The sequence below is a fragment of the Actinotalea sp. genome (assembly GCF_035443605.1).
Classification (GTDB): domain Bacteria; phylum Actinomycetota; class Actinomycetes; order Actinomycetales; family Cellulomonadaceae; genus Actinotalea.
The window spans coordinates 28612-50629 of sequence record NZ_DAORSQ010000002.1; the positions used below are offsets into that span (position 1 = coordinate 28612).

The following is a 22018-nucleotide window of genomic DNA, read 5'->3' on the forward strand; positions in this document are numbered from 1 at the left end:
GTGTCTCGAAGCGACCGTAACCCCCCTGGGCCCCGGCGAAATCGTTCTCAAGGATGAGGATCGTCACCGCCTAGGATGACCTAGGTCATCCTAGGCACGCCGGGACCCGACCGCACGGACCTTGTGCCCGTTCGGCGAGGTCGGTCGCGGCCCGCCGGTACGGACCGTGTGCCCGAGCGATGAGGTCAGTCGCGGCCCGCCGGATCGGCAGCCTGCGCGACGAGGAACGCCGGCGCCGACCACCCGGCGTCCGCGAAGGCCTGGGCGACGGCGGCGGCGACCGGCTCGGCGTCCTCGAGCCGGACCAGCGCGATGGCCGAGCCGCCGAACCCTCCGCCCACCATCCGCCCGCCGAGCGCGCCGGCGCGCACGGCCGCATCGACCGCGAGGTCGAGCTCGGGGCAGCTCACCTCGTAGTCGTCACGCAGGGAGGCGTGGGCGGTGCTCAGCACCGCACCCAGCTGGTCCACGGCATCGGCGTCCAGCAGCGCGACGACCTGCTCCACGCGGGCGATCTCCGTGACGACGTGCCGCACCCGGCGGGCGACGGTGTCGGCGTCGGGAGCCGCGCCGAGGCGAGCCAGGGCGGCGTCGAGGTCCGTGACCTCGCGCAGCGTGGTGACGCCCAGGGTGTCCGCCGCCGCCTCGCACACGGCGCGGCGGGAGGCGTACTGCCCGTCGGCCAGCTGGTGCTCGGCGCGGGTGTCGATGACCAGCAGCGCGAGCCCGTGGGTGGCCAGGTCCAGCGGGATGTGCCGCGTGGAGCCGTCGCGCGTGTCGAGCAGCAGCGCGTGGCCGGCGCGGCAGCGCAGCGAGGCCGACTGGTCCATCCCGCCCGTCGCCGCGCCGGCGATCTCGTTCTCCGCGCGGATGCAGATCTCGGCGAGCCGGGCGCGCCCGGCGTCGCTCGCCGCCAGACCCAGCTCGTGCACGTCGTCGAGCGCGACGGCCACCGCACTCTCCAGCGCCGCGGAGGAGGACAGTCCCGCGCCGTACGGCACGCAGGAGTCCACGACGGCGTCGAACCCGTGCACCGGGTGCCCGGCCTCACGCAGGGACCAGGCCACCCCGGCGACGTAGGCCGCCCAGCCGGTCACGGTCCCGGGTCCGACCTCGGCCAGGTCCAGGGTGATGAGGCCCGCGGCGGACTCCTGCGCGGAGGCGAGCCGCACCACGTCGTCGTCCCGGCGGCGCAGGGCGACGTACGTGCGGTGCGGCAGTGCCATCGGCAGGCACAGCCCGCCGTTGTAGTCGGTGTGCTCACCGATGACGTTGACCCGACCAGGGGCGGACCAGACGCCGTCGGGCGCCGTGCCCCAGCGGGCCACGAACGCCGCGGCGACGCGTGCCGCCCCGACCGGCCGGTCCCAGGAGTCGAGCCACTCGACGGGAGCCGCGCTCATCGGATCTCCTGCAGGTGGGCCGCGATGCGCTCCGGGGTGGTGTCGCTGATCCAGGCGGCGAGGCCGGACTCGACGCCCGCGAGGTACTTGAGCTTGCCCGGGGCGCGCAGCACCGAGAAGAGCTGCAGGTGCAGCCGGCCGAGCTCGCGGCCCTCGCCGACGACGGCCTGGTGCCAGCCGGCGATGTACGGCAGGGGGATGGGCGTGCCGTCGTCGGGCTCGACGAAGAAGCGGTCCAGCCGGCCCAGCAGCTCGAGGTAGGCCGCGGCGAGATCGTCCCGCTCGGCGTCGGTCAGGCCCGGCAGGTCCAGGACGTCGCGCTTCGGGGCGAGGTGCACCTCGACGGGCCACTTGGCCGCGGCGGGGACATAGGCGACCCAGTGCTCGGTCTCCAGGACGATGCGCGTCCCCGCGCGGCGCTCGGCGGCGACGACGTCGGACAGCAGGTGGCGACCCGTGCGCTCGCGGTACTCGCGCGCCTGGGTGAGCATCGCGGCCGTGCGCGGGGTGGTGAACGGGAAGGCGTAGATCTGTCCGTGCGGGTGCGGCAGCGTGACGCCGATCTCCTTGCCGCGGTTCTCGAAGCAGAAGACCTGCTCGATGCCGGGCAGTGCGGACAGGACCGTCGTGCGGTCGGCCCACGCCTCGATGATCGTGCGGACCCGGTGGGCGGTGAGGCCGCCGAACGACCCGGTGTGGTCCGAGGAGAAGCAGACGACCTCGCAGCGGCCGGCGGCCGGGCGGGCCGGCCAGAGCGGCTCGCCGTCGACGTCCCAGCCCTCCGCGGAGCCGTCCGGCAGCACCATGAGCGCGGGGAAGCGGTTCTCGAACACGACGACGTCGTACGCCGTGTCCGGCACCTCGCCGTCGGAGTAGGCGGTGCCCGACTCGCTGGTGCGCGCGGGGCAGAGCGGGCACGCGTCGGCTGCGGGGAGGAACGTGCGGTTCATCCGGTGCGAGGCCATGGGGATCCACTCGCCCGTGAGCGGGTCGCGGCGCATCTCCGGACCGGTGGCGGGGCGCTCGACGCCGTCCGGGCCGGGGATGGGTGCGAAGCGGTGCGGCAGAGGGCGCGGGTCGTCGAGGCGGCGGGTGGCAGCGCCCGAGACGTACGGCTCGGTGTCGTCGAAGTAGATGAGGTCACGGCCGTCGGCGAGGGTGGTTGCCGTGCGGCGGACTGCTGGGCTGGTCACGATGCTCCTGCGGGTCGCGGTGGGTGGTGCGTGGGGTGCGGTGCGGTGCGGGTGGTGCGTGCGTGCGGGCTTGTGGCGTGGCGTGGCGTGGCGTGGCGGGTGGGCGGGCGGGGTCAGCCGTGGCCGGGCGTCGCGGCGTCGTCGTGCGCGGGGGCCGTGACCAGGACGAGCGTGCCGACCACCTTGCGCAGTGCGGTCGTGGCCTCGGCCGGCAGGGCGTCGTCGCTGATGAGGACGTCCACCTGGTCGAGGTGGACGATCCGGCTCAGGCCCGCGACGCCCCACTTGGTGTGGTCCGCGAGCACGACGAGCTGGCTCGCGGCGGCGACCAGTGCGCGGTCGGTCTCCGCCTCGAGCAGGTTGGGGGTGGTCAGGCCGGCCTCGAGGTCCAGCCCGTGCACGCCGAGCACCGCGACGTCGACGCGCAGCGAGGACAGCGCTTGGGTCGCGAGCGGCCCGACGAGCGCGTCGGACGGCGTCCGGGTGCCGCCCGTGAGCACGACCGTCAGGCCGTGGTCGGCGGGCCGGTGCAGCACCTCGGCCGCGGGGAGGGAGTTGGTGACCACCGTCAGGGGGCGCAGCGTCGGGTCCTCGGCGATGAGGCGGGCGAGCAGGTGGGTGGTGGTGCCCGCGGAGAGCGCGACGGCGCTGCCGGGGGACAGGTGGGCGAGCGCCTCGGTGGCGATGGCGAGCTTCTCGGCGCCCGACAGCTCGCTCTTGGCGCGGAAGCCGGGCTCGTGCGCGGCGCGGCGGGCGTCGACGGCGCCCCCGTGCACGCGGTGCACCAGGCCACGCCGGGCGAGCTCGCCGATGTCACGGCGAACGGTCATGTCCGAGACGTCGAGGCTGGTCACCAGGTCCGCGACGCGCACGGCGCCCCGGTCGTGGATCTGGGCGAGGATGAGGTCCTGCCGCTGCGATGCGAGCACGTCGAACAGTATTCACCAGAATCGAACACGACACAACACCCCGAGTGGCGTGGGTCCGCTGCCACGCGCCGCGCACCGTCCCCGCCGGGGCTCCTCCGCCCCGCCGGACCTCCGCTCGTCCGCCCCCGGTCCTCCGCTCGTCCGCCCCCCGGGTCCCCGCTCGTCCGCCCCCCGGGCCTCCGCTCGTCCGCCCCCCGGTCGTCGTAGCGGCATGTGTGACGGGTGGTGCACGTGATGCGCCCGCGCCGTCCCACCGGCACCGCACGCACCAGGCGCCGCTACGACGACCCCGGCCGGACGGGTCAAGCGGATCGACACGGAGCGCGCCTCGACGGTGAACGGGCGACGGTGAACGGGCGACGGTGAACGGGCGACGGTGAACGGGCGACGGTGACCGGGTCACGGTGACCGGGCGACGGTGACCGGGCCACGGGGGTCGACGCGGCCGGGCGACGACCTCGGGTGGGCCGGTCGGCGGTCCCGGGCGACGGCGCTGGCGTCAGCGCGGGACGGGGGAGAGGCCCAGGGAGCGACCGGCGAGGCCGCGCGACCGATGGCCGAGTGCTCGGGCGACCGAGCGCAGGGCGACGGCAGCGGGGCTGTCGGGCGCAGACAGCACGACGGGGGTGCCCTCGTCGCCGGCCTCGCGCAGCGCCATGTCCAGCGGCACCTGGGCCAGCAGGGGCACGGGGGCGCCGGTCGCGCGGCTCAGCGAGTCCGCCACGGTGGCGCCGCCGCCGGCCCCGAAGAGCTCGAGCCGCGAGCCGTCCGCCTGCTCCAGCCACGACATGTTCTCCACCACGCCGGCGATGTGCTGGCGGGTCTGCAGCGCGATCGACCCGGCACGCTCGGCCACCTCGGCCGCGGCGACCTGCGGCGTCGTGACGATCACGAGCTCGCTGCTCGGCAGCATCTGCGCCACGGAGATCGCGATGTCCCCGGTCCCGGGCGGCAGGTCGAGGAGCAGCACGTCGAGGTCGCCCCAGAACACGTCGGCGAGGAACTGCTGCAGCGCACGGTGCAGCATCGGCCCGCGCCACACCACGGGCTGGCCCGCCGGGACGAACATCCCGATGGAGATGACCTTCACCCCGTGCACCACGGGCGGCAGGATCATGTCGTCGACCTTGGTCGGCGCCAGCGTCACGCCGAGCATGCGAGGCAGGGAGAACCCGTAGACGTCGGCGTCGACCACCCCGACGGACAGTCCGTCGGCGGCCATCGCGGCGGCCAGGTTGGCGGTCACCGAGGACTTGCCGACCCCGCCCTTGCCCGACGCGATCGCGTAGACGCGGGTGAGGCTGCCCGGCTGGGCGAAGGGGATGACGGGCTCGCCGGCGCCGCCGCGCAGCATGGTGCGCAGGCCAAGGCGCTGCTCGTCGGACATGACACCCAGCTGCACGCTCACCGAGGCGACGCCCTCGAGCGCGGAGACGACGGCGGTGGTGTCGCGCGTCAGGGTCTCCTTGAGGGGGCAGCCCGCCGTCGTGAGGTCGATGCCCACGGTGACCGCCGCGCCGTCGGGCCCCGGCTCGACGGCGACGGAGCGGACCATGCCGAGATCGGTGATGGGGCGGCGGATCTCGGGGTCGATCACCCCGGCCAGCGCGGCGGTGACGGACTCGACGGTGAGGGTGGGCATGGGGACCATCGTAGGTCGAGCGCGGCGCGCGCCCGTCCGCCGCCCGGGGCGCCCCCGCTGCGTACGCTCGCCCCATGGAGCACAGCCGGTACCTGTCCGCGATCCGTGACGAGTCCGAGCGGTTCGGCGCGGCGCTGCGGGTCGCCACGGCGTCCGACCCCGTGCCGACGTGCCCGGGCTGGGCCGTCGCCGACCTGCACTGGCACCTCGCGGAGGTCCAGCACTTCTGGTCCCAGGTGGTGGGCGCCGGGCTCGTCGGCGGCGACGTCGCCGAGCCGGACCGCCCGCTCGACGCGCACCTGGCGGAGTTCGCGGCGCGCAGCGGGACGGCGCTGCTGGCCGCCCTGGCCGAGCACGAGCCCGACGACGCGTGCTGGTCCTGGTCGCCCGACGGGCACAGTGTCGGCTGGGTGGCGCGCCGGCAGGCGCACGAGGCGCTCATCCACCGGGTCGACGCCGAGGTCGCGGCGGGCCTTCCGGTCACCCCGCCCGCCGTCGACCTCGCCGCCGACGGCGTCGACGAGATGCTCACCGTCATGCTCGACGGCGTTCCCGGCGAGGGTGACCTGACCCTCGACGGCACCACGGTGCGGCTCGCGTGCACCGACACGGACGACGCGTGGGTGCTCGCGCTGGGCCGGTTCGCGGGGACACGGTCGTCGGGGGACCCCTACGAGATCGACGTCGCGGCGCTGCTCGCCGAGGACGACGGCGGGGACGACGACGCCGTGGTGAGCGGGTCGGCCTGGGACCTGGACCGGTGGCTGTGGGGTCGCGGGTCGCTCGGGGCGCTGACCGTCGAGGGCGATGCCGGGCTGCTGGCGCGCCTGCGCGCCATGGTGGTCGAGGCGACGCAGTAGGACCCGCCGCGCGATGCGCGCACGGGTCGCGACGCCTCACGCCGTGGTGCGCTCCGGGCCCCCGGCCGCGCCGTCGGGCCAGTCGGCTGCGTGCGTCTCCCGGGACGCCTCCCGCTCGGCCTCCCGCTCCGCGTCCCGGGCCGCCTCTCGCTCCGCGGTGATCTCCTCGAGCAGGTCCCGCAGCTCGGACCGCACGAAGTCGCGGGTCGCGACCTCGCCGAGCGCGATCCGCAGGGAGGCGATCTCGCGGGCGAGGAACTCCGTGTCGGCCAGCGACCGCTCGGCGCGCTGGCGGTCCTGCTCTGCCGCCACGCGGTCCCGGTCCGCCTGGCGGCTCTGCGCGAGCAGGATCAGCGGTGCCGAGTAGGAGGCCTGCAGCGACAGCATGAGGGTCAGCGCGGTGAACCCGAGGGCAGCGCTGTCGAAGCGCAGGCCCTGGGGCATCCACGAGTTCCAGGCGAGCCACGCCGCGACGAACGCCGTCATGTAGACGAGGAACCGGGGCGTACCCATGAAGCGGGCGATGCCCTCGGAGATCCTGCCGAAGGTGTCGGCGCCCACCTGCGGGCGCAGCACGGAGCGACGCGCCTCGCGCGGCTGGTCCAGGCGCTCAGCCACGGCCGGCCTCGCGCTGCGCCGTCATCGCCCGGTCGGTGTCCTCGTCGTCGCCCTCGCGCCAGTCCTCGGGCAGCAGGTGGTCGAGGACGTCGTCGACGGAGACCGCACCGAGCAGGCGCCGCTCCTCGTCGAGCACGGGCAGGGCGAGCAGGTTGTAGGTGGCCAGGAGCCGCGTGATCTGGCTCAGCGGGGCGTCGGCGGTGAGGGACTCGATCTCGTTGTCGAGGACCCCGCCGAGCGCGTCGTGCGGTGCCTCGCGCAGCAGCCGCTGGATGTGCACCACGCCGAGGAACCGGCCGGACGGCGTCTCCAGCGGTGGGCGCACCACGAAGACCATCGAGGCCAGCGCGGGCGTGAGGTCCTGACGGCGCACGTGGGCCAGTGCGGCCGCGATGGTCGCCTCGGGGCCGAGCACCACCGGCTCGGTGGTCATGAGACCGCCCGCCGTGTCGTCCTGGTAGGCGAGCAGGCGGCGCACGTCGCGCGCCTCCTCCGGCTCCATCCGCTCGAGCAGCTCCGCGGCCTTCTCGTCCGACAGCTCGCCGATGAGGTCCGCCGCGTCGTCCGGCTGCATGACGTCGAGCACGTCGGCCGCGCGGTCGACGTCGAGCCCGGACAGGATCGCGACCTGGTCGTCCTCCGGCAGCTCCTCGAGCACGTCGGCGAGGCGCTCGTTGTTGAGCGCGCGGGCCACCTCGAGCTGCCGCACGGAGCCCAGGTCGTGCAGCACGTCGGCGAGGTCGGCCGGCTTGAGGTCCTCGTAGGAGGCGAGCAGCAGCTCCGCGCCCTGGGCCGCTCCACCGGCCAGCGTGCGCACCTCGCCGACGTCGACCGTGAGCGTCTCCCCACGGCGGCGCATCAGCCCGGACTTGCCCGGCACCTGGCGGCGCACGAAGAGCTTGGTCACCAGCCAGTCGCGCGTGCGCTGCTGCTCGATCGCCAGGTCGACCACCGTCGCCTCGCCCGAGCCGTCGCTCAGCTCGACGCGTCGGTCCAGCAGCTCGCCGAGGGCGAGGGTCTCCGAGGCGCGCTGCTCGAAGCGGCGCATGTTGACCAGGCCCGTGGAGATCACCTGCCCGGCGTCGATGCTCGTCACGCGGGTCAGCGGCAGGAAGACGCGCCGCCGGCCCGGCACCTCGACCACGAGGCCGACCGCGCGGGGCGCGCCCTTGGCGCGCAGGAGGACGACGACGTCGCGCACCCGCCCGACCTGGTCTCCGAGGGGGTCGAAGACGGCGGTCCCGGCGAGGCGCGCGGCGAAGATCCGGGTGCCGACGCTGCTCACCGCGCCAGCGTAGCCGCGCGGTGCCGGGGGGCCTGCGCGGCGGGCCGCAGGGCGCCTCCCTCAGGCGGTTCCCTGGCAACTCCCAGGTGTCTGGGAGAGGATCACGGGATGACGATGAACAGGTCAGCCCGCATCCCCGCCGTGCCGACGCCGCCGCAGGGCGAGCAGATCGCCGCGTACCCCACGTACCTCGAGGCGCAGAAGGCCGTCGACCACCTGTCCGACAAGGAGTTCCCGGTCCAGAACGTCACCATCGTCGGGACCGACCTCAAGATGGTCGAGCGCGTGACCGGCCGGCTGACGTACTCCCGGGTCGCGGTCGCCGGACTGGCCTCCGGGGCGTGGTTCGGCCTGTTCGTCGGGCTGCTCCTCTCGCTCTTCGCTCCGGCCGAGAGCGCCGGGGTCGCGATCCTGCCCGCCGTCGCGATCGGTGCGGCGTTCGGCATCCTCTTCTCGGTGATCTCCTACGCGTTCGCCGGGGGCAGGCGCGACTTCACCTCCTCGAGCCAGATCGTCGCGTCCACGTACGCGTTGCTGTGCGCGGGCGAGGTGGCGCAGCGCGCCCGCACGGTGCTCACGGCCGACGGCGGGCCGGGGCTGGGCCGTGCTGTGCCGCGCGTGCCCGTGGACGGCCTCGTGCCCCCGGGGCTGCCGACGCCCGCCGCGCCGCCCGCGCCGGCCACCTCGCCCGCGCCGGTGAGCCCGCAGCTGAGCCCGCCCGCGCACCCGGCGACGGGCTCGACCCCGGTCGTCCCGCCGACGCAGCCACCGGCCGGCCCGGAGTCGTGAGCGGGATCCGCCCGCGGAGCGGCCGGATGTGATATCACTGTGATTGCGGACGTACCAGGGTGGTGCGCCGCTGAGAGGCAGTGATCAGCATGGGCGTCGTCGAGCGTGACCCCCAGCCGGTCGTCCGGCCCGTCGGGCCAGGAGGCGTCGAGGTCGACATCCGCGAGCGGTCCGCGTGGCACACCGACGGGTTCCTCGGGCTGGCCATCGCCCTGGCCCTCGGCGGGGTCGGGGTGTGGGCCGTCATCCGCTCGGACGAGTCCGGCTCCGGCTCGCTGGGCGTCCTCGGCGGGATCGCCCTCGTGCTGGCCGGCGTCGCGGCGTCGTCCCTGACGATCGTCCAGCCCGGGCGCACCCAGGTGGTCCAGTTCTTCGGCCGGTACATCGGCACCGTGCGGCGCGCCGGCCTGGTCTGGCTCGTCCCGCTGAGCACGCACAGGTCCGTCTCCGTGCGCGTCCGGAACTTCGAGACCGCGCGGATGAAGGTCAACGACGCGACCGGCAACCCCGTCGAGATCGCCGCGATCGTCGTGTGGCAGGTCTCCGACACGGCCAAGGCGACCTTCGCGGTCGAGGCGTACAGCACCTTCGTCGCCGTCCAGGCCGAGTCCGCCGTGCGGCACGTCGCCGGCACCTACCCCTACGACGGCCCGGACGGCCAGCCGTCGCTGCGTGGCTCGACGGACAGCGTCTCGCTCGAGCTCGCCCAGGAGGTCGCCGCCCGCGTGGCGCTGGCCGGCCTGGAGATCGTCGAGGTGCGGATCAGCCACCTCGCCTACGCGCCGGAGATCGCCCAGGCCATGCTCCAGCGCCAGCAGGCCGCCGCCGTCATCGCTGCCCGCTCGATCATCGTCGAGGGCGCGGTGGGCATGGTGCAGATGGCGCTCGCCGAGCTGCGCGCCCAGGGTGTGGTCGAGCTCGACGAGGAGCGCAAGGCCGCGATGGTCTCCAACCTGCTCGTGGTGCTGTGCGGGGACTCGAGGGTCTCGCCGGTGGTCAACACCGGGACCCTGTACCAGTGAGGTCGGTGCGCGGATGAGCACGCCCGGCACGCCAGACGGCGCCGCGCCGGACGGCGGGGCCGGCGTGGCGGGCGACGGCCCGCCGCGTCCGGCCCGCGCCGGCGCGCGCGAGCGCAAGGCGATGCTGCTGCGGCTCGACCCCGCGGTGCACGACGCGCTCGCGCGCTGGGCGGCCGAGGACCTGCGCTCGACCAACGCGCACGTCGAGTGGCTGCTGCGTCGCGCCGTCGAGCAGGCGGGCCGGCTGCCGCGCGAGCAGGCCTGACGGCGGCCGGCCGGCCGGGGCGCCGGGCCAGCCGAGCGCGTGCCTCAGCCGAGCAGCCCTCGCATCCACGCCTCGACGTCGTCCGGGCGCCGAGGCAGCGCGGCCGACAGGTTCTCGTTGCCGTCTGCCGTGACCAGCACGTCGTCCTCGATCCGCACGCCGATCCCGCGGTACTCGGCCGGGACGGCGACGTCGTCGGACTTGAAGTACAGACCCGGCTCGATGGTGAAGACCATGCCGGGCTCGAGGACCCCGTCGAGGTACATCTCGCGTCGCGCCTGCGCGCAGTCGTGCACGTCGAGCCCGAGGTGGTGGCTCGTGCCGTGGACCATCCAGCGGCGGTGGAACTGGCCATCGGGCAGCAGCGACTCGGCGGCCGTGCCGGGCAGCAGGCCCCAGCCGGCCAGCCGGTCGGCGATGACCTCCATCGCGGCGGCGTGCACGTCACGGAACCGCGCACCCGGCCGGGCGGCGGCGAACGCGGCGTCTGCGGCGTCGAGCACCGCCTGGTAGACCCGGCGCTGGGTGTCGGTGAACGTCCCGTCGACGGGCAGGGTGCGCGTCACGTCGGCGGTGTAGAGGGACTCGACCTCCACGCCGGCGTCGACGAGCACGAGGTCGCCGGGGCGCACCTGGCCGTCGTTGCGGATCCAGTGCAGCGTGGTCGCGTGGTCGCCGGCTGCGGCGATGGTCTCGTAGCCGACGGCGTTGCCCTCCTCGCGGGCCGTGCCGTCGAAGACCGCCTCGATGACGCGCTCGCCACGGCGGTGCACGGCGGCACGGGGGAGGTGGCGCACCACACGCTCGAACCCGACGACGGTCGCGGCGACCGCCGCGCGCATCTGGGCGACCTCGTAGGCGTCCTTGACCAGGCGCAGCTCGGAGACGGCCTCGGCAAGGCCGGCGTCGGCCTCGGCGTCCTCGTCGAGGGTGCGGCCGCTGTCGGCGCGCGCACCGTCCACCAGCAGGCTCACCGTCGGGTCGGCGTCGGGGACGACGCGCAGCCGGACCCCGCCCGGTCCGACGTCCTTGACCAGGGCGTCGGGCAGGTCGTCGATCGATGCGGTGCGCAGGCCGGTGACGGCCGCGATCTCGGCGAGCCCCGGACGCGCGCCGACCCAGAACTCGCCGTAGCGCGAGTCGGCGAAGAACTCCTCGGTGTCGCGGCCGGCCGGAGGGCGCAGGTAGAGCACGGCCTCGTGGCCGTCGAGCACGGGGTGGAGCACCAGGACGGCGTCGGGCTCCTGGTCGGTGCCCAGCCCGGTGAGGTGGGCGAACGCCGAGTGCGGGCGGAACCGGTAGTCGGTGTCGTTGGAGCGCGTCACCAGAGGGCCGGCCGGCACCACGAGCCGCTCGCCGGGGAACTGGGCCCCGAGGCGGGCGCGGCGCGGTGCGGTGTGGGCCGCGACGGGGGCCGGCGCGACGGCCGCCTCGGCGCGCGGTGCCCACCGGTCGGCGATGAACGCGCGGAAGGCGGGGGAGGAGGGTCGCTGCGACCGGTTGCTGCCACGGTCCGCGAGGGTCTGCTCTGCGGGGGTCTGCTCTGCCATGCGCCCATGGTCGCACCGACAGGTCGGCCCCGGGTCGCCCGCCCCCTACCCTGGGACCCGTGCGCATCGACCTCCACACCCACTCCGTGGCCTCCGACGGCACGCAGACCCCCGCGCAGGTGGTGGCCTCCGCGGCGTGGGTGGGTCTCGACGTCGTCGCGCTGACGGACCACGACACCAGCGCCGGCTGGGACGAGGCCGTCGCGGCGGGCCGGGAGCACGGGGTCGCCGTGGTGCGGGGCGTCGAGATGTCCTGCCGCGCCGGTGGGCGCAGCGTCCACCTGCTGTCCTACCTGCCGGACCCGGACGACGCGGCGCTGCGCGCCGAGGCGGACACGATCCGCGACGCGCGCCGATCGCGGGCGCGGTCGATCGTGGAGCTCGTGGCGCAGGACTACGAGCTCACCTGGGACGACGTCCTCGAGCAGACGGTCCCCGGCACGACCGTTGGCCGCCCGCACATCGCCGACGCGCTGGTGGCGCGGGGCCACGTGCCGGACCGGACCGCCGCGTTCTCCACGATCCTGGCCACCGGCTCGCCCTACTACGTGCCGCACTACGCGACGCCGGTGCTGCGCGCCATCCGCCTCGTGCGGGCCGCCGGCGGGGTGCCCGTTGTCGCGCACCCCGGTGCCGAGGGCCGCGACCGCCCCGTGAGCGACAAGGAGATCGAGGCGATGGTCGAGGCCGGGCTCGCGGGGCTCGAGGTGCACCACCGGGACAACTCCCCGGAGCAGGTCGAGCGGCTGACCGCCGCCGCTGCGCGCTGGGGCCTCCTCGTCACCGGGTCGAGCGACTACCACGGCGCCGGCAAGGAGAACCTCCTCGGCGAGCACACCACCCGGCCCGAGGTGCTGGCCGAGATCGAGGCGCAGGGGCGCACGGCGGTGGTGCGACCGTGAGCCTCGTCGACGGCCGGATGTTCGCTGAGGTCTTCATCACGCTGTTCGTGATCATGGACCCGCCCGGGACGGTGCCGATCTTCCTCGGCCTGACCGGGGCGATGACCTCGCGTCAGCGCAACCGCGCGGCCCGGCAGGCGATCCTCGTGGCGTTCGGTGTCATCGTCTCGTTCGCGCTCTTCGGGCAGCAGCTGCTGTCGTACATGCACATCTCGCTGCCGGCTCTCCAGGCCTCCGGCGGGCTGCTGCTGCTGCTCGTCGCCATGGAGCTGCTGACCGGCAAGTCCGAGGAGCCCCAGCCGTCCGGCAACAAGGGCGTCAACGTCGCGATGGTGCCGCTCGGCACGCCGCTGCTCGCCGGGCCGGGCGCGATCGTGGCGACCATGGTCTTCGTGCAGCGCGCGACCGAGCCGGCGCAGTGGGTGTCGATCGCGCTGGGCATCGTCGCCGTCCACGTGTCCCTGTACCTGTCCATGCGGTTCGCCAACGTGGTGCACCGCGTGCTCAAGGACTCCGGCACCACGCTCGTCAGCCGGATCGCCGGCCTGCTCCTCGCCGCGATCGCGGTCCAGCTCGTCGCCGACGCGGTCAAGGCCTTCATCGCTGCAGCCTGACGCGGCCGCGTCAGGCTGCAGCTGCAGCGGGACCCGACCGGGTCAGTCCTGGGTCGGGGTGTCCGAGGGCTTGCCGCCGCGGGTGCGACGGCGGCCGCGCGACCGGCGCTTGGCGCCGTCCCCGGCCGGGGCGTCACCCTCGGTCGTGCGCGCCGGACGCTCGGCTGCCGGGCCGGTGGGAGCCTCGGCCGCGCGCTCGCCCGTGCGGGGGCGCTCCCCACCGCCGGAGCGACCGGCGCCGGAGCGCTCCCCACCGCCGGAGCGCTCGCCGCCGCCGGAACGTCCGCGACCGCCGCCGTCACGCCCGCCGGAGCGCCCGTGGCCGTCGTCGGACGAGCCGTGGCCGGCCTTGCCGTGCCGCTTGCCGGTCTCACCCAGGTCCTCGAGCACCTCGGCGCCGAGGCCGGCGCGGACCTGCGCCGCCTTGGGCAGCCGCCCCTTGGTGCCCGCGGGGATGTCGAGGTCGTCGTACAGGTGCGGCGAGCTGGAGTACGTCTCCACCGGCTCGGGGATGCCGAGGTCCAGCGCCTTGTCGATGAGGCCCCAGCGCGGCATGTCGTCCCAGTCGACGAAGGTCACGGCCGTGCCGGTCTTGCCCGCGCGACCCGTGCGACCGGTGCGGTGCAGGTAGGTCTTCTCGTCCTCGGGGCACTGGTAGTTGATGACGTGGGTGACGTCGTCGACGTCGATGCCGCGCGCGGCGACGTCGGTCGCCACCAGCACGTCGATCTTGCCGGAGCGGAACGCGCGCAGCGCCTGCTCGCGGGCGCCCTGGCCCAGGTCGCCGTGGATCGCGCCGGAGGCGAAGCCGCGGTCGGCGAGCTCGTCGGACACCTTGGCGCACGTGCGCTTGGTCCGCGCGAAGACGATCGTCAGCCCGCGGCCCTTCGACTGCAGGATCCGCGCGAGCACCTCGACCTTGTCCATCGCGTGCGCGCGGTAGACGACCTGCTTGATCGCCTTGAGCGTGGCGCCGTCGTCGTTCGGGTCGTTGGCCCGGATGTGCGTGGGCTGGGTCATGTAGCGGCGGGCCATCGCCACGACGGCACCCGGCATCGTCGCGGAGAAGAGCATGGTGTGCCGCGACGCCGGCGTGCGGGCGAGCAGCTTCTCGACGTCGGGCAGGAAGCCCAGGTCGAGCATCTCGTCGGCCTCGTCCAGCACGACGGTGCGCGCGCGGGCCAGGTCGAGGTGCCCCTGGTTCATGAGGTCGATCATCCGGCCGGGCGTGCCGACGACGACCTCGACCCCGCGGGCCAGGGCCTCCGTCTGCGGCTCGTACGCGCGGCCGCCGTACAGCAGCACCACGCGCACCGCGCGCCGGCGCGACGCCGTCTCGAGGTCGCCGGCCACCTGCACCGCGAGCTCACGGGTCGGCACGATGACGAGGGCCTGCGGCTTGCCGGGGGCGGGCAGCTCGTCGAAGCCCTCCTCGCCGGGGGCGACGACGTGCTCGAGCAGCGGCAGCCCGAAGCCCAGGGTCTTGCCGGTGCCCGTCTTGGCCTGGCCGATGATGTCGTGCCGCGACAGGGCGACCGGAAGGGTCATGGCCTGGATGGGGAACGGGTGCGTGATGCCGTGGTCTGCCAGCGCGGCGACGATCTCCTCGCGGATGCCGTAGTCGCCGAACGACTGGTGCTCCAGGCTCTGCACGCTGGACTGCGCGCTGTCGCCGACGGTCGCGTCGTCGCTGATGACGGGGAAGGGTGAGCCGGCGTCGGCGCCGTGCTGCTCGGTGGTGGTGGTCATGGTCCTACCTCGGGTCGGTGCCACGGGGCCACACGCGTCAGTGCGACGGGGTCGCACCGGCGGGCCGCGCCGCGGGCAGGGCCGGCAGCCGATCGCGCAGGGCGCCGCCCGCGATCCGGGTGCTGAGCACCCCCGCGGGCGAGGAAGTCGAAACGACCGGTCAACCGATGTACCCACCCAGCCTATAGCCTGGCGGGATGACCTCGACGACGCCGTCCGGCCCCGCACCGGCCCAGCCCCCCGTGACGGCGCCAGCCGGGGTGGACGACGGGGCGCTCCCGGTGCTCGGGATGCTCGCCTACAGCGAGCTCGCTGCCTTCACGCGGCTCGCCGCGGACTCCGCCCTTGCCCCCACGCTCGCCGAGCGGCTCGCGCTGGCCCGCCTCGCCCGGCACGCGCTCGACAGCCTCGACGACGTCGCCGCGCGGGTCGCCGAGCTGGGCGGGGACCTGCAGCCGGTGATGGCGCCGTTCTCCGGGGTGCTGCTCGAGTTCGACCGCCGGACGCAGCCCAGCACGTGGTGGGAGCGGCTGCTCAAGGCCTACGTCGGCTACGGCGTGGCGGACGACTTCACCGGGATGGTCTCCGCCGCCGTCGACCCGACGACGCGGGTGGTGGTCGCCGACGCGCTGTCCGACGACGGCCTGGCCCAGCTCGTGGTGGACACGCTCGCCGCTGCGGCGCTGCAGGACGCGACCCTGGCCTCCCGGCTCGCCCTGTGGGGCAGGCGGCTGGTGGGCGAGGCGCTGGGCGTGGTGCAGAGCGTGCTCACCGTGCACCCGGAGATCCAGGTGCTCGTGGAACGTGCGATGCCCGAGGGCGAGGGGCAGGCGCGCATGTTCGCGATGCTCACCGCGGAGCACAGCCGCCGGATGCAGCGTCTCGGCCTGACCCCCTGACGCACCGGGTCCGCAGCCCGGGCCCCGCCGGTCAGCTGGTGTGGAACCCGACCTTGCGGGCCTCGTCGCCACCGATCTCGACATAGCCCAGCGACCCGGCAGGCACGACGACGCGTCGACCCCGGGTGTCGGTCAGCTCCAGCGGGGCGCCGACCTCGAGGGCCTTGAGCACCTGCTTGACCACCGCGTCCGAGGTCAGCTCGGTCTCCAGGACCAGCTCCCGCGCCACGTTCTGCACACCGATCGTGATCTCCACGCCGTTCTCCTCCACCGTCCGGGGCCGTCGACCCATCCTAGGCGGGCCCGGCGAGCGCGCCCGGCCAGGTCAGGACGGGCCGCCCTCCGCGGGGCGCAGGCCGCTCACGCCGCCCCAGGCGAGGCGGCTGACGAGCTCCACCGCCTCGTCGACGGCGACGTCGCGCGAGCGGTAGCGGTGCGTGGCGGCCACCTGCGCCATGCCCACGAGCGCCGCGGCCAGCAGGTCGGCGTGCGCGGACGGCAGGCCGGTGGCGTCGCGCAGGCCGCGACTGATGGCGCGGGCAGCCTGGTCCGACGCGCTCTCGACCCGCGCACGCACGGCGTCGTCGTGCGTGACGTCGGACTCGAAGAGCAGCGAGGACGAGTCCCCGGCATCCTCGACGAACGCCACGTACGCGCCGACGAGCGCGCGGACCACCCGCGGCGTCGTCGAGCCGTCGGCCGGCTGGTCGTCGTCCGTCTCGGCGCGGGCCAGCGCGGCGTCGACGGCCGCAACGAGCGCCTCGCCGCGGTGGTCGACGACGGCGAGGTAGAGGTCCAGCTTGGACGGGAAGTGACGGTAGAGGACGGGCTTGCTCACCTCGGCGCGGACGGCGATGTCGTCCATCGACACGTGGTGGAAGCCCTCGCGGGCGAAGAGCTCCTGCGCGACCGTGAGCACCTGGGCGCGACGGTCGTCACGCGACATCCGAGGTGCACGAGGTCGGTTCACCCCCCTGATGCTAGCCAGGTGCCACCTCGCGCGCGGGGGCTCCGCGCGGTGCCGGCGGCGTGACGCGCCCGGCTCGCGGTGCGACCATGGTGCGATGACCAGCAGCCGGACGAGCGTCCGGACGTCACCCGAGCCACGGCACGGGCGCCGTCCGTCGCTCGCGGCCGGGCTGCGGACGCCGCGCTTCGGTGCGCTCGTGCTGCTGGCTGCCGGAAGCGTCGCGCTGCTCGGCGGGGCAGGGGCCGGGGTCGCCCTCGCCGGCGCGGTGGAGCCGCTGCTCGGCCGCCCCGCACCCGCGGCGGCCGTCGAGGTGGGTGCCGCCGACGCGGTCGCGCCGGAGCCCTCGGCGACCCCCACGCAGACCCCCACTCCGACGCCCACGCCGACGCCCACGCCCGTCGCGGTGGTCGACCCGGACGCCGTCGACGCCGCCGGCCTGACCGCCGCGGACCGCGCCGCGGGGCTGACCTCGTTGGCCGAGCCGACGTCCGCGAGCGGGGAGCTCGTGATCGTGCCCGGCGGCGAGCCCGCGCCGAACCCGGCGGCGGACGTGCGGACCGTGCGCGTGGAGGTCGAGGCCGGCCTGGACATCGACCCGGTCGCGTTCGCGGCGACGGTCATGGCGACGCTCAACGACCCGCGCGGCTGGGGCGCGGACGGCTCGGTGAGCTTCGCCCGGACGGACGGCGAGGCCCAGGTCCGGGTGGTGCTGGCCTCGCCGGACACGGTCGACGACATGTGTGCGCCGCTCAACACCCGGGGCATCTACTCGTGCGGGCGGTACGGGCACGCAGCGCTCAACCACACGCGCTGGGTGTCCGGGGCAGACGAGTTCACCGACATGACCCAGTACCGCCAGTACCTCGTCAACCACGAGGTCGGGCACCTGCTGGGAAGGCAGCACGTGCAGTGCCCGGCTGCGGGGCAGGTCGCGCCGATCATGCAGCAGCAGACCATCTCCGTCGCGCCGTGCCTGCCCAACGGGTGGCCGTTCCCCGACGCGGGCTGAGGTCGGGCGGCCACCGCCGGGTGTCGGTGGGGTGTGGTGGGATCGTCGGGTGCTCACCCTCGCCGGACCGCCCCCGTGGCGGCCGTGGCCTGCGCTCGACGAGGCCCAGCACGCCGCCGTCGCGCACCGGGGTGCGGCGCTGCTGGTGCGCGGGGCGCCGGGGACCGGCAAGTCGCTCACGGCGCTGGCGTCGGTGGTCGACCGGCTGGCCGAGCACGCCGGGACCGACGGCGAGGTGCTGCTGCTCGCGCCCAGCCGGCGCGCGGCGGCGCGGCTGCGCGACGAGCTGTCCGGCCGCCTCGCCCGGACCGCCGGCCAGCCCGTCGTGCGCACCTCGGCCTCGCTGGCATTCTCCGTGCTGCGGGCCCGCGCCGCACTGCTCGGTGAGCCGACCCCCACGCTCATCAGCGGCCCGGAGCAGGACCTCGTCCTGGCGGACCTGCTCGCCGGGCACCTGGCGGGGGAGGGTGCGGCGGTCGAGTGGCCCGCGGGCGTCCCCCGGGCGGCACTCGGCCTGCGGGCCTTCCGCGACGAGCTGCGCGACCTGCTGATGCGCGCCGCGGAGCGAGGGCTGCGCCCCGCGGACCTCGCGGCGCTCGGACGGCGGCATGCGCGCCCCGAGTGGGAGGCCGCTGCCGAGGTCTACGCCGAGTACCTCGACGTCACGCGGCTGCGCTCCGGCACGCCAGACGCGGGGGCGCGGTACGACCCTGCCGTCGTGCTCGACGAGGCGACCGAGGCGCTGCTCGCGTGGGAGGCCGAGGTGCCCGGAGCGCCGCGGCCGCGCTGGCGCGCGGTGGTGGTGGACGACTACCAGGAGGCGACGGCAGCGACGGCCCGGCTGCTGCACGCGCTCGCGGACGACGGCGCAGGTCTCGTGCTGCTCGCCGACCCGGATGCCGCGGTGCAGACGTTCCGGGGCGCGAGCCCCGCGCTCGTCGACCGGGCGACGCTGCCGGCCGGGTCGGAGCTCGGGGCCTTCGGTGCCGACGAGCGCGTGCTGGGCACGGTGTGGCGGCACGGTCCGGCGCTGCGCGCCGTGGTGCGCGCGGTCACCGAGGAGATCCGGGGCCCGGGGCGGGCGCACCGCGCGGCGCAGACCGCGAGCGGCGCGGACCTCGACGGCGGCGTGGAGGTGCGGCTGCTGCGGTCGCCGGCCCAGGAGGCCGCCTACGTCGCCTACCGGCTGCGGGCCGCCCACCTGCACGACGGCCTCGCCTGGAGCGCCATGGCCGTCGTCGTGCGCTCGGGTGCGCAGGTCACGGAGCTGCGGCGCGCGCTCGTCGGTGCCCAGGTGCCGGTGTCGGTGCTGGGCAGCGAGGTGCCGCTGCGCGGCGAGCCCGCCGTGCGGCCCCTGCTCGGTGCGCTCGCCGCCGTCCTGGCGCCCGAGGCGGTCAGCGCCGATGACGCCGCCGTGCTGCTCACCTCGCCGCTGGGCGGCCTCGACGCCGTGGGCGTGCGACGCCTGCGCAGGGCCCTGCGCGACGAGGAGCTCGCCGGCGGCGGTGGTCGGTCGAGCGACCCGCTGCTGCTCGAGGTGCTGGCGGACCCGGCGCGCGGCGCGACCCTGCCCCCCGGGCCGCGGCGCGTCGTGCACCTGGCACAGGTGCTCGCCGCCGGCCGCGCGGCGCACGGTCTGCCGGGCGCCACGGTGCTCGACGTGCTGTGGGCGCTGTGGTCGGCCGGCGGGCTGTCCGTCCCGTGGCAGCGGGCCGCGCTGCTCGGCGGCGCCGCCGGTGCCCGCGCCGACCGGGACCTCGACGCCGTGCTGGCGCTGTTCACGGCCGCCGAGCAGTTCGTCGACCGGATGCCCCAGGCGCCGGCGGCCGCGTTCCTCGAGCACCTGCAGTCCCAGGACCTGCCAGCCGACACCCTCGCCGCGCACGGCGACGCCGCCGAGTCCGTCGCCCTGCTCACCGCGGCCGGCGCGGCGGGCCGGCAGTGGGACCTCGTCGTCGTCGCGGGCGTCCAGGAGGGCACGTGGCCGGACCTGCGCCTGCGCGACTCGGTGCTCGGGGCCCAGCACCTCGTCGAGGTGCTCGCGGGCCGCGCGACGGGCGGCACCGGCGGTCCACCCGGTGCGGGCGGGCCGGCGCGTGGCGGGGCGGGCGGTCGCGGGGGTGGCGCTCCGGCGGTCCTGGCAGCCGAGGCGCGCACGGCGGTGCTCGACGACGAGCTCCGCACGTTCGCCGTCGCCATCTCGCGAGCGAGAGCCCGGCTCGTCGTGACCGCCGTGCGGGACGTCGACCGGCTGCCCTCCGCGCTCGTCGACCTCGTCGAGCCCGGCCCGGCCGACGGTCCCGACCCGCGGCTGACCACCGTCCCGGCGGCGCTGGACCTGCGCGCCGTCGTCGCCCAGTGCCGCGCAGAGCTCGAGGCCGACCCGCGGCCCGACCACCCCGCCGCGGCGCTCCTGGCCCGCCTCGCGGCGCACGACGTGGCGGGTGCCGACCCGGACGAGTGGTACGGCGCCCGCGACCTGTCGACCGACGCTCCCCTGTGGCCCCCGGACGGTCCGGTCCCGCTGTCGCCGTCGCGGCTGGAGTCCGCGTCGACGTGCGCGCTGCGCTGGGCCCTCGAGACGGCGGGCGGCACGGCGGCGGACTCGGGCGAGCAGTCGCTCGGCACGCTGGTGCACGCCATCGCCGCGGAGCTGCCGAGCGGCACCGCCGCCGAGCTCGGGGCGCTGCTCGACGCGCGCTGGGGCGAGCTCGGGGCCGGGGACGGGTGGCTCGGCGCGGTGCAGCGACGCCGGGCCGACGCGATGGTCCGCCAGCTCGGCGCGTACCTGGGAGCTGCGGACCCGGTCGTGGCCGTCGAACGACCGTTCAGCGTGCAGCTCGGCCGCGTGGTGCTGCGCGGCGCCGTCGACCGGCTCGAGCGCACCGGGCCGGACGAGCACGGGCGCTCCGGCCTGCGCGTGGTCGACCTCAAGACGGGGCGCGTCCCGGTGTCCAAGGCCGACGCCCAGCGGCACCCGCAGCTGGGCGCCTACCAGCTCGCTGTCGAGGCGGGCGGGTTCGACGAGGTGCTCCCGGGCGCGCGGTGCGCCGGCGCCGGCCTCGTCTACGTCGGCACCGGGGCGGCCACGCCGGCGATCCGACCTCAGCCCGCGCTGTCGCAGGACGCGGAGCCCGGCTGGGCGCGCGAGCTCGTCGAGCAGGTCGCCGAGACGGTCAGCCGATCGGCCGTCGCGGCCTCGCGCAACGCCCTGTGCCGCGTGTGCCCGGTGCGGCGCTCGTGCCCGGCACAGTCCGAGGGGCGGGTGGTGGGCGGATGAGGACCGCAGCGCAGATCGCTGATCTGCTCGGCCAGCACGCGCCGACCGACGAGCAGGCGGCCATCATCGAGGCACCGCTCGAGCCGTTGCTCGTCGTGGCCGGGGCCGGCTCGGGCAAGACGGAGACCATGGCCGCCCGGGTGGTCTACCTCATCGCCAACGGCCTGGTGGAGCCGGACCGGATCCTCGGGCTGACGTTCACGCGCAAGGCGGCCGGCGAGCTGTCGGACCGCGTGCGCGCGCGGCTGCGCAGCCTGCGCGGGCGGCTGGACCCCGCGGTCCGCACCTCGGTGTTCAGCGCACCCACCATCTCCACCTACAACTCGTACGCCGCCGGGCTGGTGGGCGACCACGCGCTGCGCCTCGGTCTCGAGCCGTCCGCGCGGCTGCTCGGGGAGGCGGGCCGGTGGCAGCTGGCGCACGACGTCGTCGAGCACTGGGCAGCCGACCTCGAGGTGGACAGCGCGGCGTCGACCGTCGTCGACGCGGTGCTCAGCCTGGCCGGGCAGCTCGCCGAGCACCTCGTCGAGCCGGCGGAGCTGCGCGCCGAGGCCGAGCGGCTGGTCGACGCACTGACGCGGGCCCCGCTCGTCGACCGGGTGCTCGCGGCCGATGCCCGGCTGCTGCGCGACGTGGCATCGTCCGCGGCGCTGCGCGCCCGCCTGGTCGACCTCGTCGAGGCCTTCACAGCGCGCAAGCGGGAGCGGGACGTGCTCGACTTCGGCGACCAGGTGGCCCTCGCCGCGCGGCTGGCGCGCGAGGCCCCCGAGGTCGGCGCCGCCGAGCGCGCACGGTTCGACGTCGTTCTCCTCGACGAGTACCAGGACACCTCGGTGGCGCAGCTCGTGCTGCTGCGCAGCCTGTACGGCCGGGACGCCGGGCCGGGCGTCGGCCACCCGGTCACCGCTGTCGGGGACCCGCACCAGTCGATCTACGGCTGGCGCGGAGCGAGCGCCGGGGGCCTGGCCCGGTTCGTCGAGGACTTCCCCCGCGTGGTGCGGGACCCGGTCGCCACGGGCGGCAGCGCGCACGACGGCGG

General features: G+C 75.6%; 20 protein-coding genes. 10 read left to right on the forward strand and 10 right to left on the reverse strand.

Annotation, left to right across the window (positions count from 1 at the left end):
• Window positions 1-185: 185 nt before the first annotated feature.
• From galK to PKY62_RS00540, 4 genes are all read right to left on the reverse strand, one after another.
• The gene (gene galK, locus PKY62_RS00525; protein WP_324533760.1) at window positions 186-1403 is read right to left on the reverse strand and encodes a galactokinase; all 1218 of its coding nucleotides are present in this window, start codon (window positions 1401-1403) and stop codon (window positions 186-188) included.
• Complete coding sequence (gene galT, locus PKY62_RS00530; RefSeq protein WP_324533762.1) at window positions 1400-2596, reverse strand: galactose-1-phosphate uridylyltransferase; 1197 nt, start codon at window positions 2594-2596, stop codon at window positions 1400-1402. The genes galK and galT overlap by 4 nt, the downstream gene beginning before the upstream one ends.
• Before the next feature lie 113 nt (window positions 2597-2709).
• A complete protein-coding gene (locus tag PKY62_RS00535) occupies window positions 2710-3525 on the reverse strand; it encodes a DeoR/GlpR family DNA-binding transcription regulator (RefSeq protein WP_324533764.1) in 816 nt (271 codons plus the stop codon).
• Window positions 3526-4024: 499 nt separating this feature from the next.
• A complete protein-coding gene (locus PKY62_RS00540; protein WP_324533766.1) occupies window positions 4025-5167 on the reverse strand; it encodes a P-loop NTPase in 1143 nt (380 codons plus the stop codon).
• A gap of 74 nt (window positions 5168-5241) precedes the next feature.
• On the opposite strand from PKY62_RS00540, the gene PKY62_RS00545 reads away from it, so the two are divergent.
• Window positions 5242-6027 carry a maleylpyruvate isomerase family mycothiol-dependent enzyme gene (locus PKY62_RS00545; protein ID WP_324533768.1) on the forward strand — a complete coding sequence of 262 codons (786 nt, stop codon included), beginning with the start codon at window positions 5242-5244 and terminating at the stop codon, window positions 6025-6027.
• 36 nt (window positions 6028-6063) lie between these two features.
• Here PKY62_RS00545 and PKY62_RS00550 read toward each other — a convergent pair whose 3' ends face one another.
• Both PKY62_RS00550 and PKY62_RS00555 read right to left on the reverse strand, forming a co-directional pair.
• A complete protein-coding gene (locus tag PKY62_RS00550; protein WP_324533770.1) occupies window positions 6064-6645 on the reverse strand; it encodes a DUF1003 domain-containing protein in 582 nt (193 codons plus the stop codon).
• Entirely contained in the window at window positions 6638-7930 is a 1293-nt protein-coding gene (locus PKY62_RS00555; protein ID WP_324533772.1) for a magnesium transporter MgtE N-terminal domain-containing protein, read from the reverse strand. Before PKY62_RS00555 ends, PKY62_RS00550 begins: the two co-directional genes overlap by 8 nt.
• A gap of 108 nt (window positions 7931-8038) precedes the next feature.
• On the opposite strand from PKY62_RS00555, the gene PKY62_RS00560 reads away from it, so the two are divergent.
• From PKY62_RS00560 to PKY62_RS00570, 3 genes are all read left to right on the forward strand, one after another.
• On the forward strand, window positions 8039-8719 hold the full coding sequence (locus PKY62_RS00560; RefSeq protein WP_324533774.1) for a YflT domain-containing protein: 681 nt from the start codon (window positions 8039-8041) through the stop codon (window positions 8717-8719).
• A gap of 89 nt (window positions 8720-8808) precedes the next feature.
• Window positions 8809-9741, forward strand: a complete 933-nt coding sequence (locus PKY62_RS00565) for an SPFH domain-containing protein (RefSeq protein WP_324533776.1) — start codon at window positions 8809-8811, stop codon at window positions 9739-9741.
• A gap of 13 nt (window positions 9742-9754) precedes the next feature.
• Window positions 9755-10006 carry a type II toxin-antitoxin system antitoxin gene (locus tag PKY62_RS00570; RefSeq protein ID WP_324533778.1) on the forward strand — a complete coding sequence of 84 codons (252 nt, stop codon included), beginning with the start codon at window positions 9755-9757 and terminating at the stop codon, window positions 10004-10006.
• 44 nt (window positions 10007-10050) lie between these two features.
• Here PKY62_RS00570 and PKY62_RS00575 read toward each other — a convergent pair whose 3' ends face one another.
• Complete coding sequence (locus PKY62_RS00575) at window positions 10051-11556, reverse strand: aminopeptidase P family protein (RefSeq protein ID WP_324533780.1); 1506 nt, start codon at window positions 11554-11556, stop codon at window positions 10051-10053.
• Between the two features lie 59 nt (window positions 11557-11615).
• Here PKY62_RS00575 and PKY62_RS00580 point away from each other — a divergent pair, with 59 nt between their 5' ends.
• Both PKY62_RS00580 and PKY62_RS00585 read left to right on the forward strand, forming a co-directional pair.
• Window positions 11616-12458, forward strand: coding sequence for a PHP domain-containing protein (locus PKY62_RS00580; RefSeq protein WP_324533781.1), 843 nt, complete (start codon window positions 11616-11618; stop codon window positions 12456-12458).
• A 17-nt stretch (window positions 12459-12475) separates the two neighbouring features.
• Window positions 12476-13072, forward strand: a complete 597-nt coding sequence (locus PKY62_RS00585; protein ID WP_324533829.1) for a MarC family protein — start codon at window positions 12476-12478, stop codon at window positions 13070-13072.
• 42 nt (window positions 13073-13114) lie between these two features.
• Here PKY62_RS00585 and PKY62_RS00590 read toward each other — a convergent pair whose 3' ends face one another.
• On the reverse strand, window positions 13115-14821 hold the full coding sequence (locus tag PKY62_RS00590; RefSeq protein ID WP_324533783.1) for a DEAD/DEAH box helicase: 1707 nt from the start codon (window positions 14819-14821) through the stop codon (window positions 13115-13117).
• 197 nt (window positions 14822-15018) lie between these two features.
• On the opposite strand from PKY62_RS00590, the gene PKY62_RS00595 reads away from it, so the two are divergent.
• A complete protein-coding gene (locus tag PKY62_RS00595) occupies window positions 15019-15720 on the forward strand; it encodes a ferritin-like fold-containing protein (protein WP_324533785.1) in 702 nt (233 codons plus the stop codon).
• A gap of 31 nt (window positions 15721-15751) precedes the next feature.
• Here the strand turns inward: PKY62_RS00595 and PKY62_RS00600 are convergent, their stop codons facing one another.
• Together PKY62_RS00600 and PKY62_RS00605 are read right to left on the reverse strand one after the other, a co-directional pair.
• Window positions 15752-15976 carry a DUF3107 domain-containing protein gene (locus tag PKY62_RS00600; protein WP_324533788.1) on the reverse strand — a complete coding sequence of 75 codons (225 nt, stop codon included), beginning with the start codon at window positions 15974-15976 and terminating at the stop codon, window positions 15752-15754.
• A 69-nt stretch (window positions 15977-16045) separates the two neighbouring features.
• A complete protein-coding gene (locus PKY62_RS00605; protein WP_324533790.1) occupies window positions 16046-16690 on the reverse strand; it encodes a TetR/AcrR family transcriptional regulator in 645 nt (214 codons plus the stop codon).
• Between the two features lie 94 nt (window positions 16691-16784).
• Between PKY62_RS00605 and PKY62_RS00610 the strand changes: the two genes are divergently transcribed.
• The 3 genes from PKY62_RS00610 to PKY62_RS00620 form a co-directional block, all read left to right on the forward strand.
• The gene (locus tag PKY62_RS00610) at window positions 16785-17699 is read left to right on the forward strand and encodes a DUF3152 domain-containing protein (RefSeq protein WP_324533792.1); all 915 of its coding nucleotides are present in this window, start codon (window positions 16785-16787) and stop codon (window positions 17697-17699) included.
• Window positions 17700-17748: 49 nt separating this feature from the next.
• Complete coding sequence (locus tag PKY62_RS00615; protein WP_324533794.1) at window positions 17749-20979, forward strand: ATP-dependent helicase; 3231 nt, start codon at window positions 17749-17751, stop codon at window positions 20977-20979.
• Window positions 20976-22018, forward strand: a 1043-nt coding sequence (locus PKY62_RS00620; protein ID WP_324533796.1) for a UvrD-helicase domain-containing protein, incomplete at its 3' end; no start/stop codon positions are given. The genes PKY62_RS00615 and PKY62_RS00620, both read left to right, overlap by 4 nt.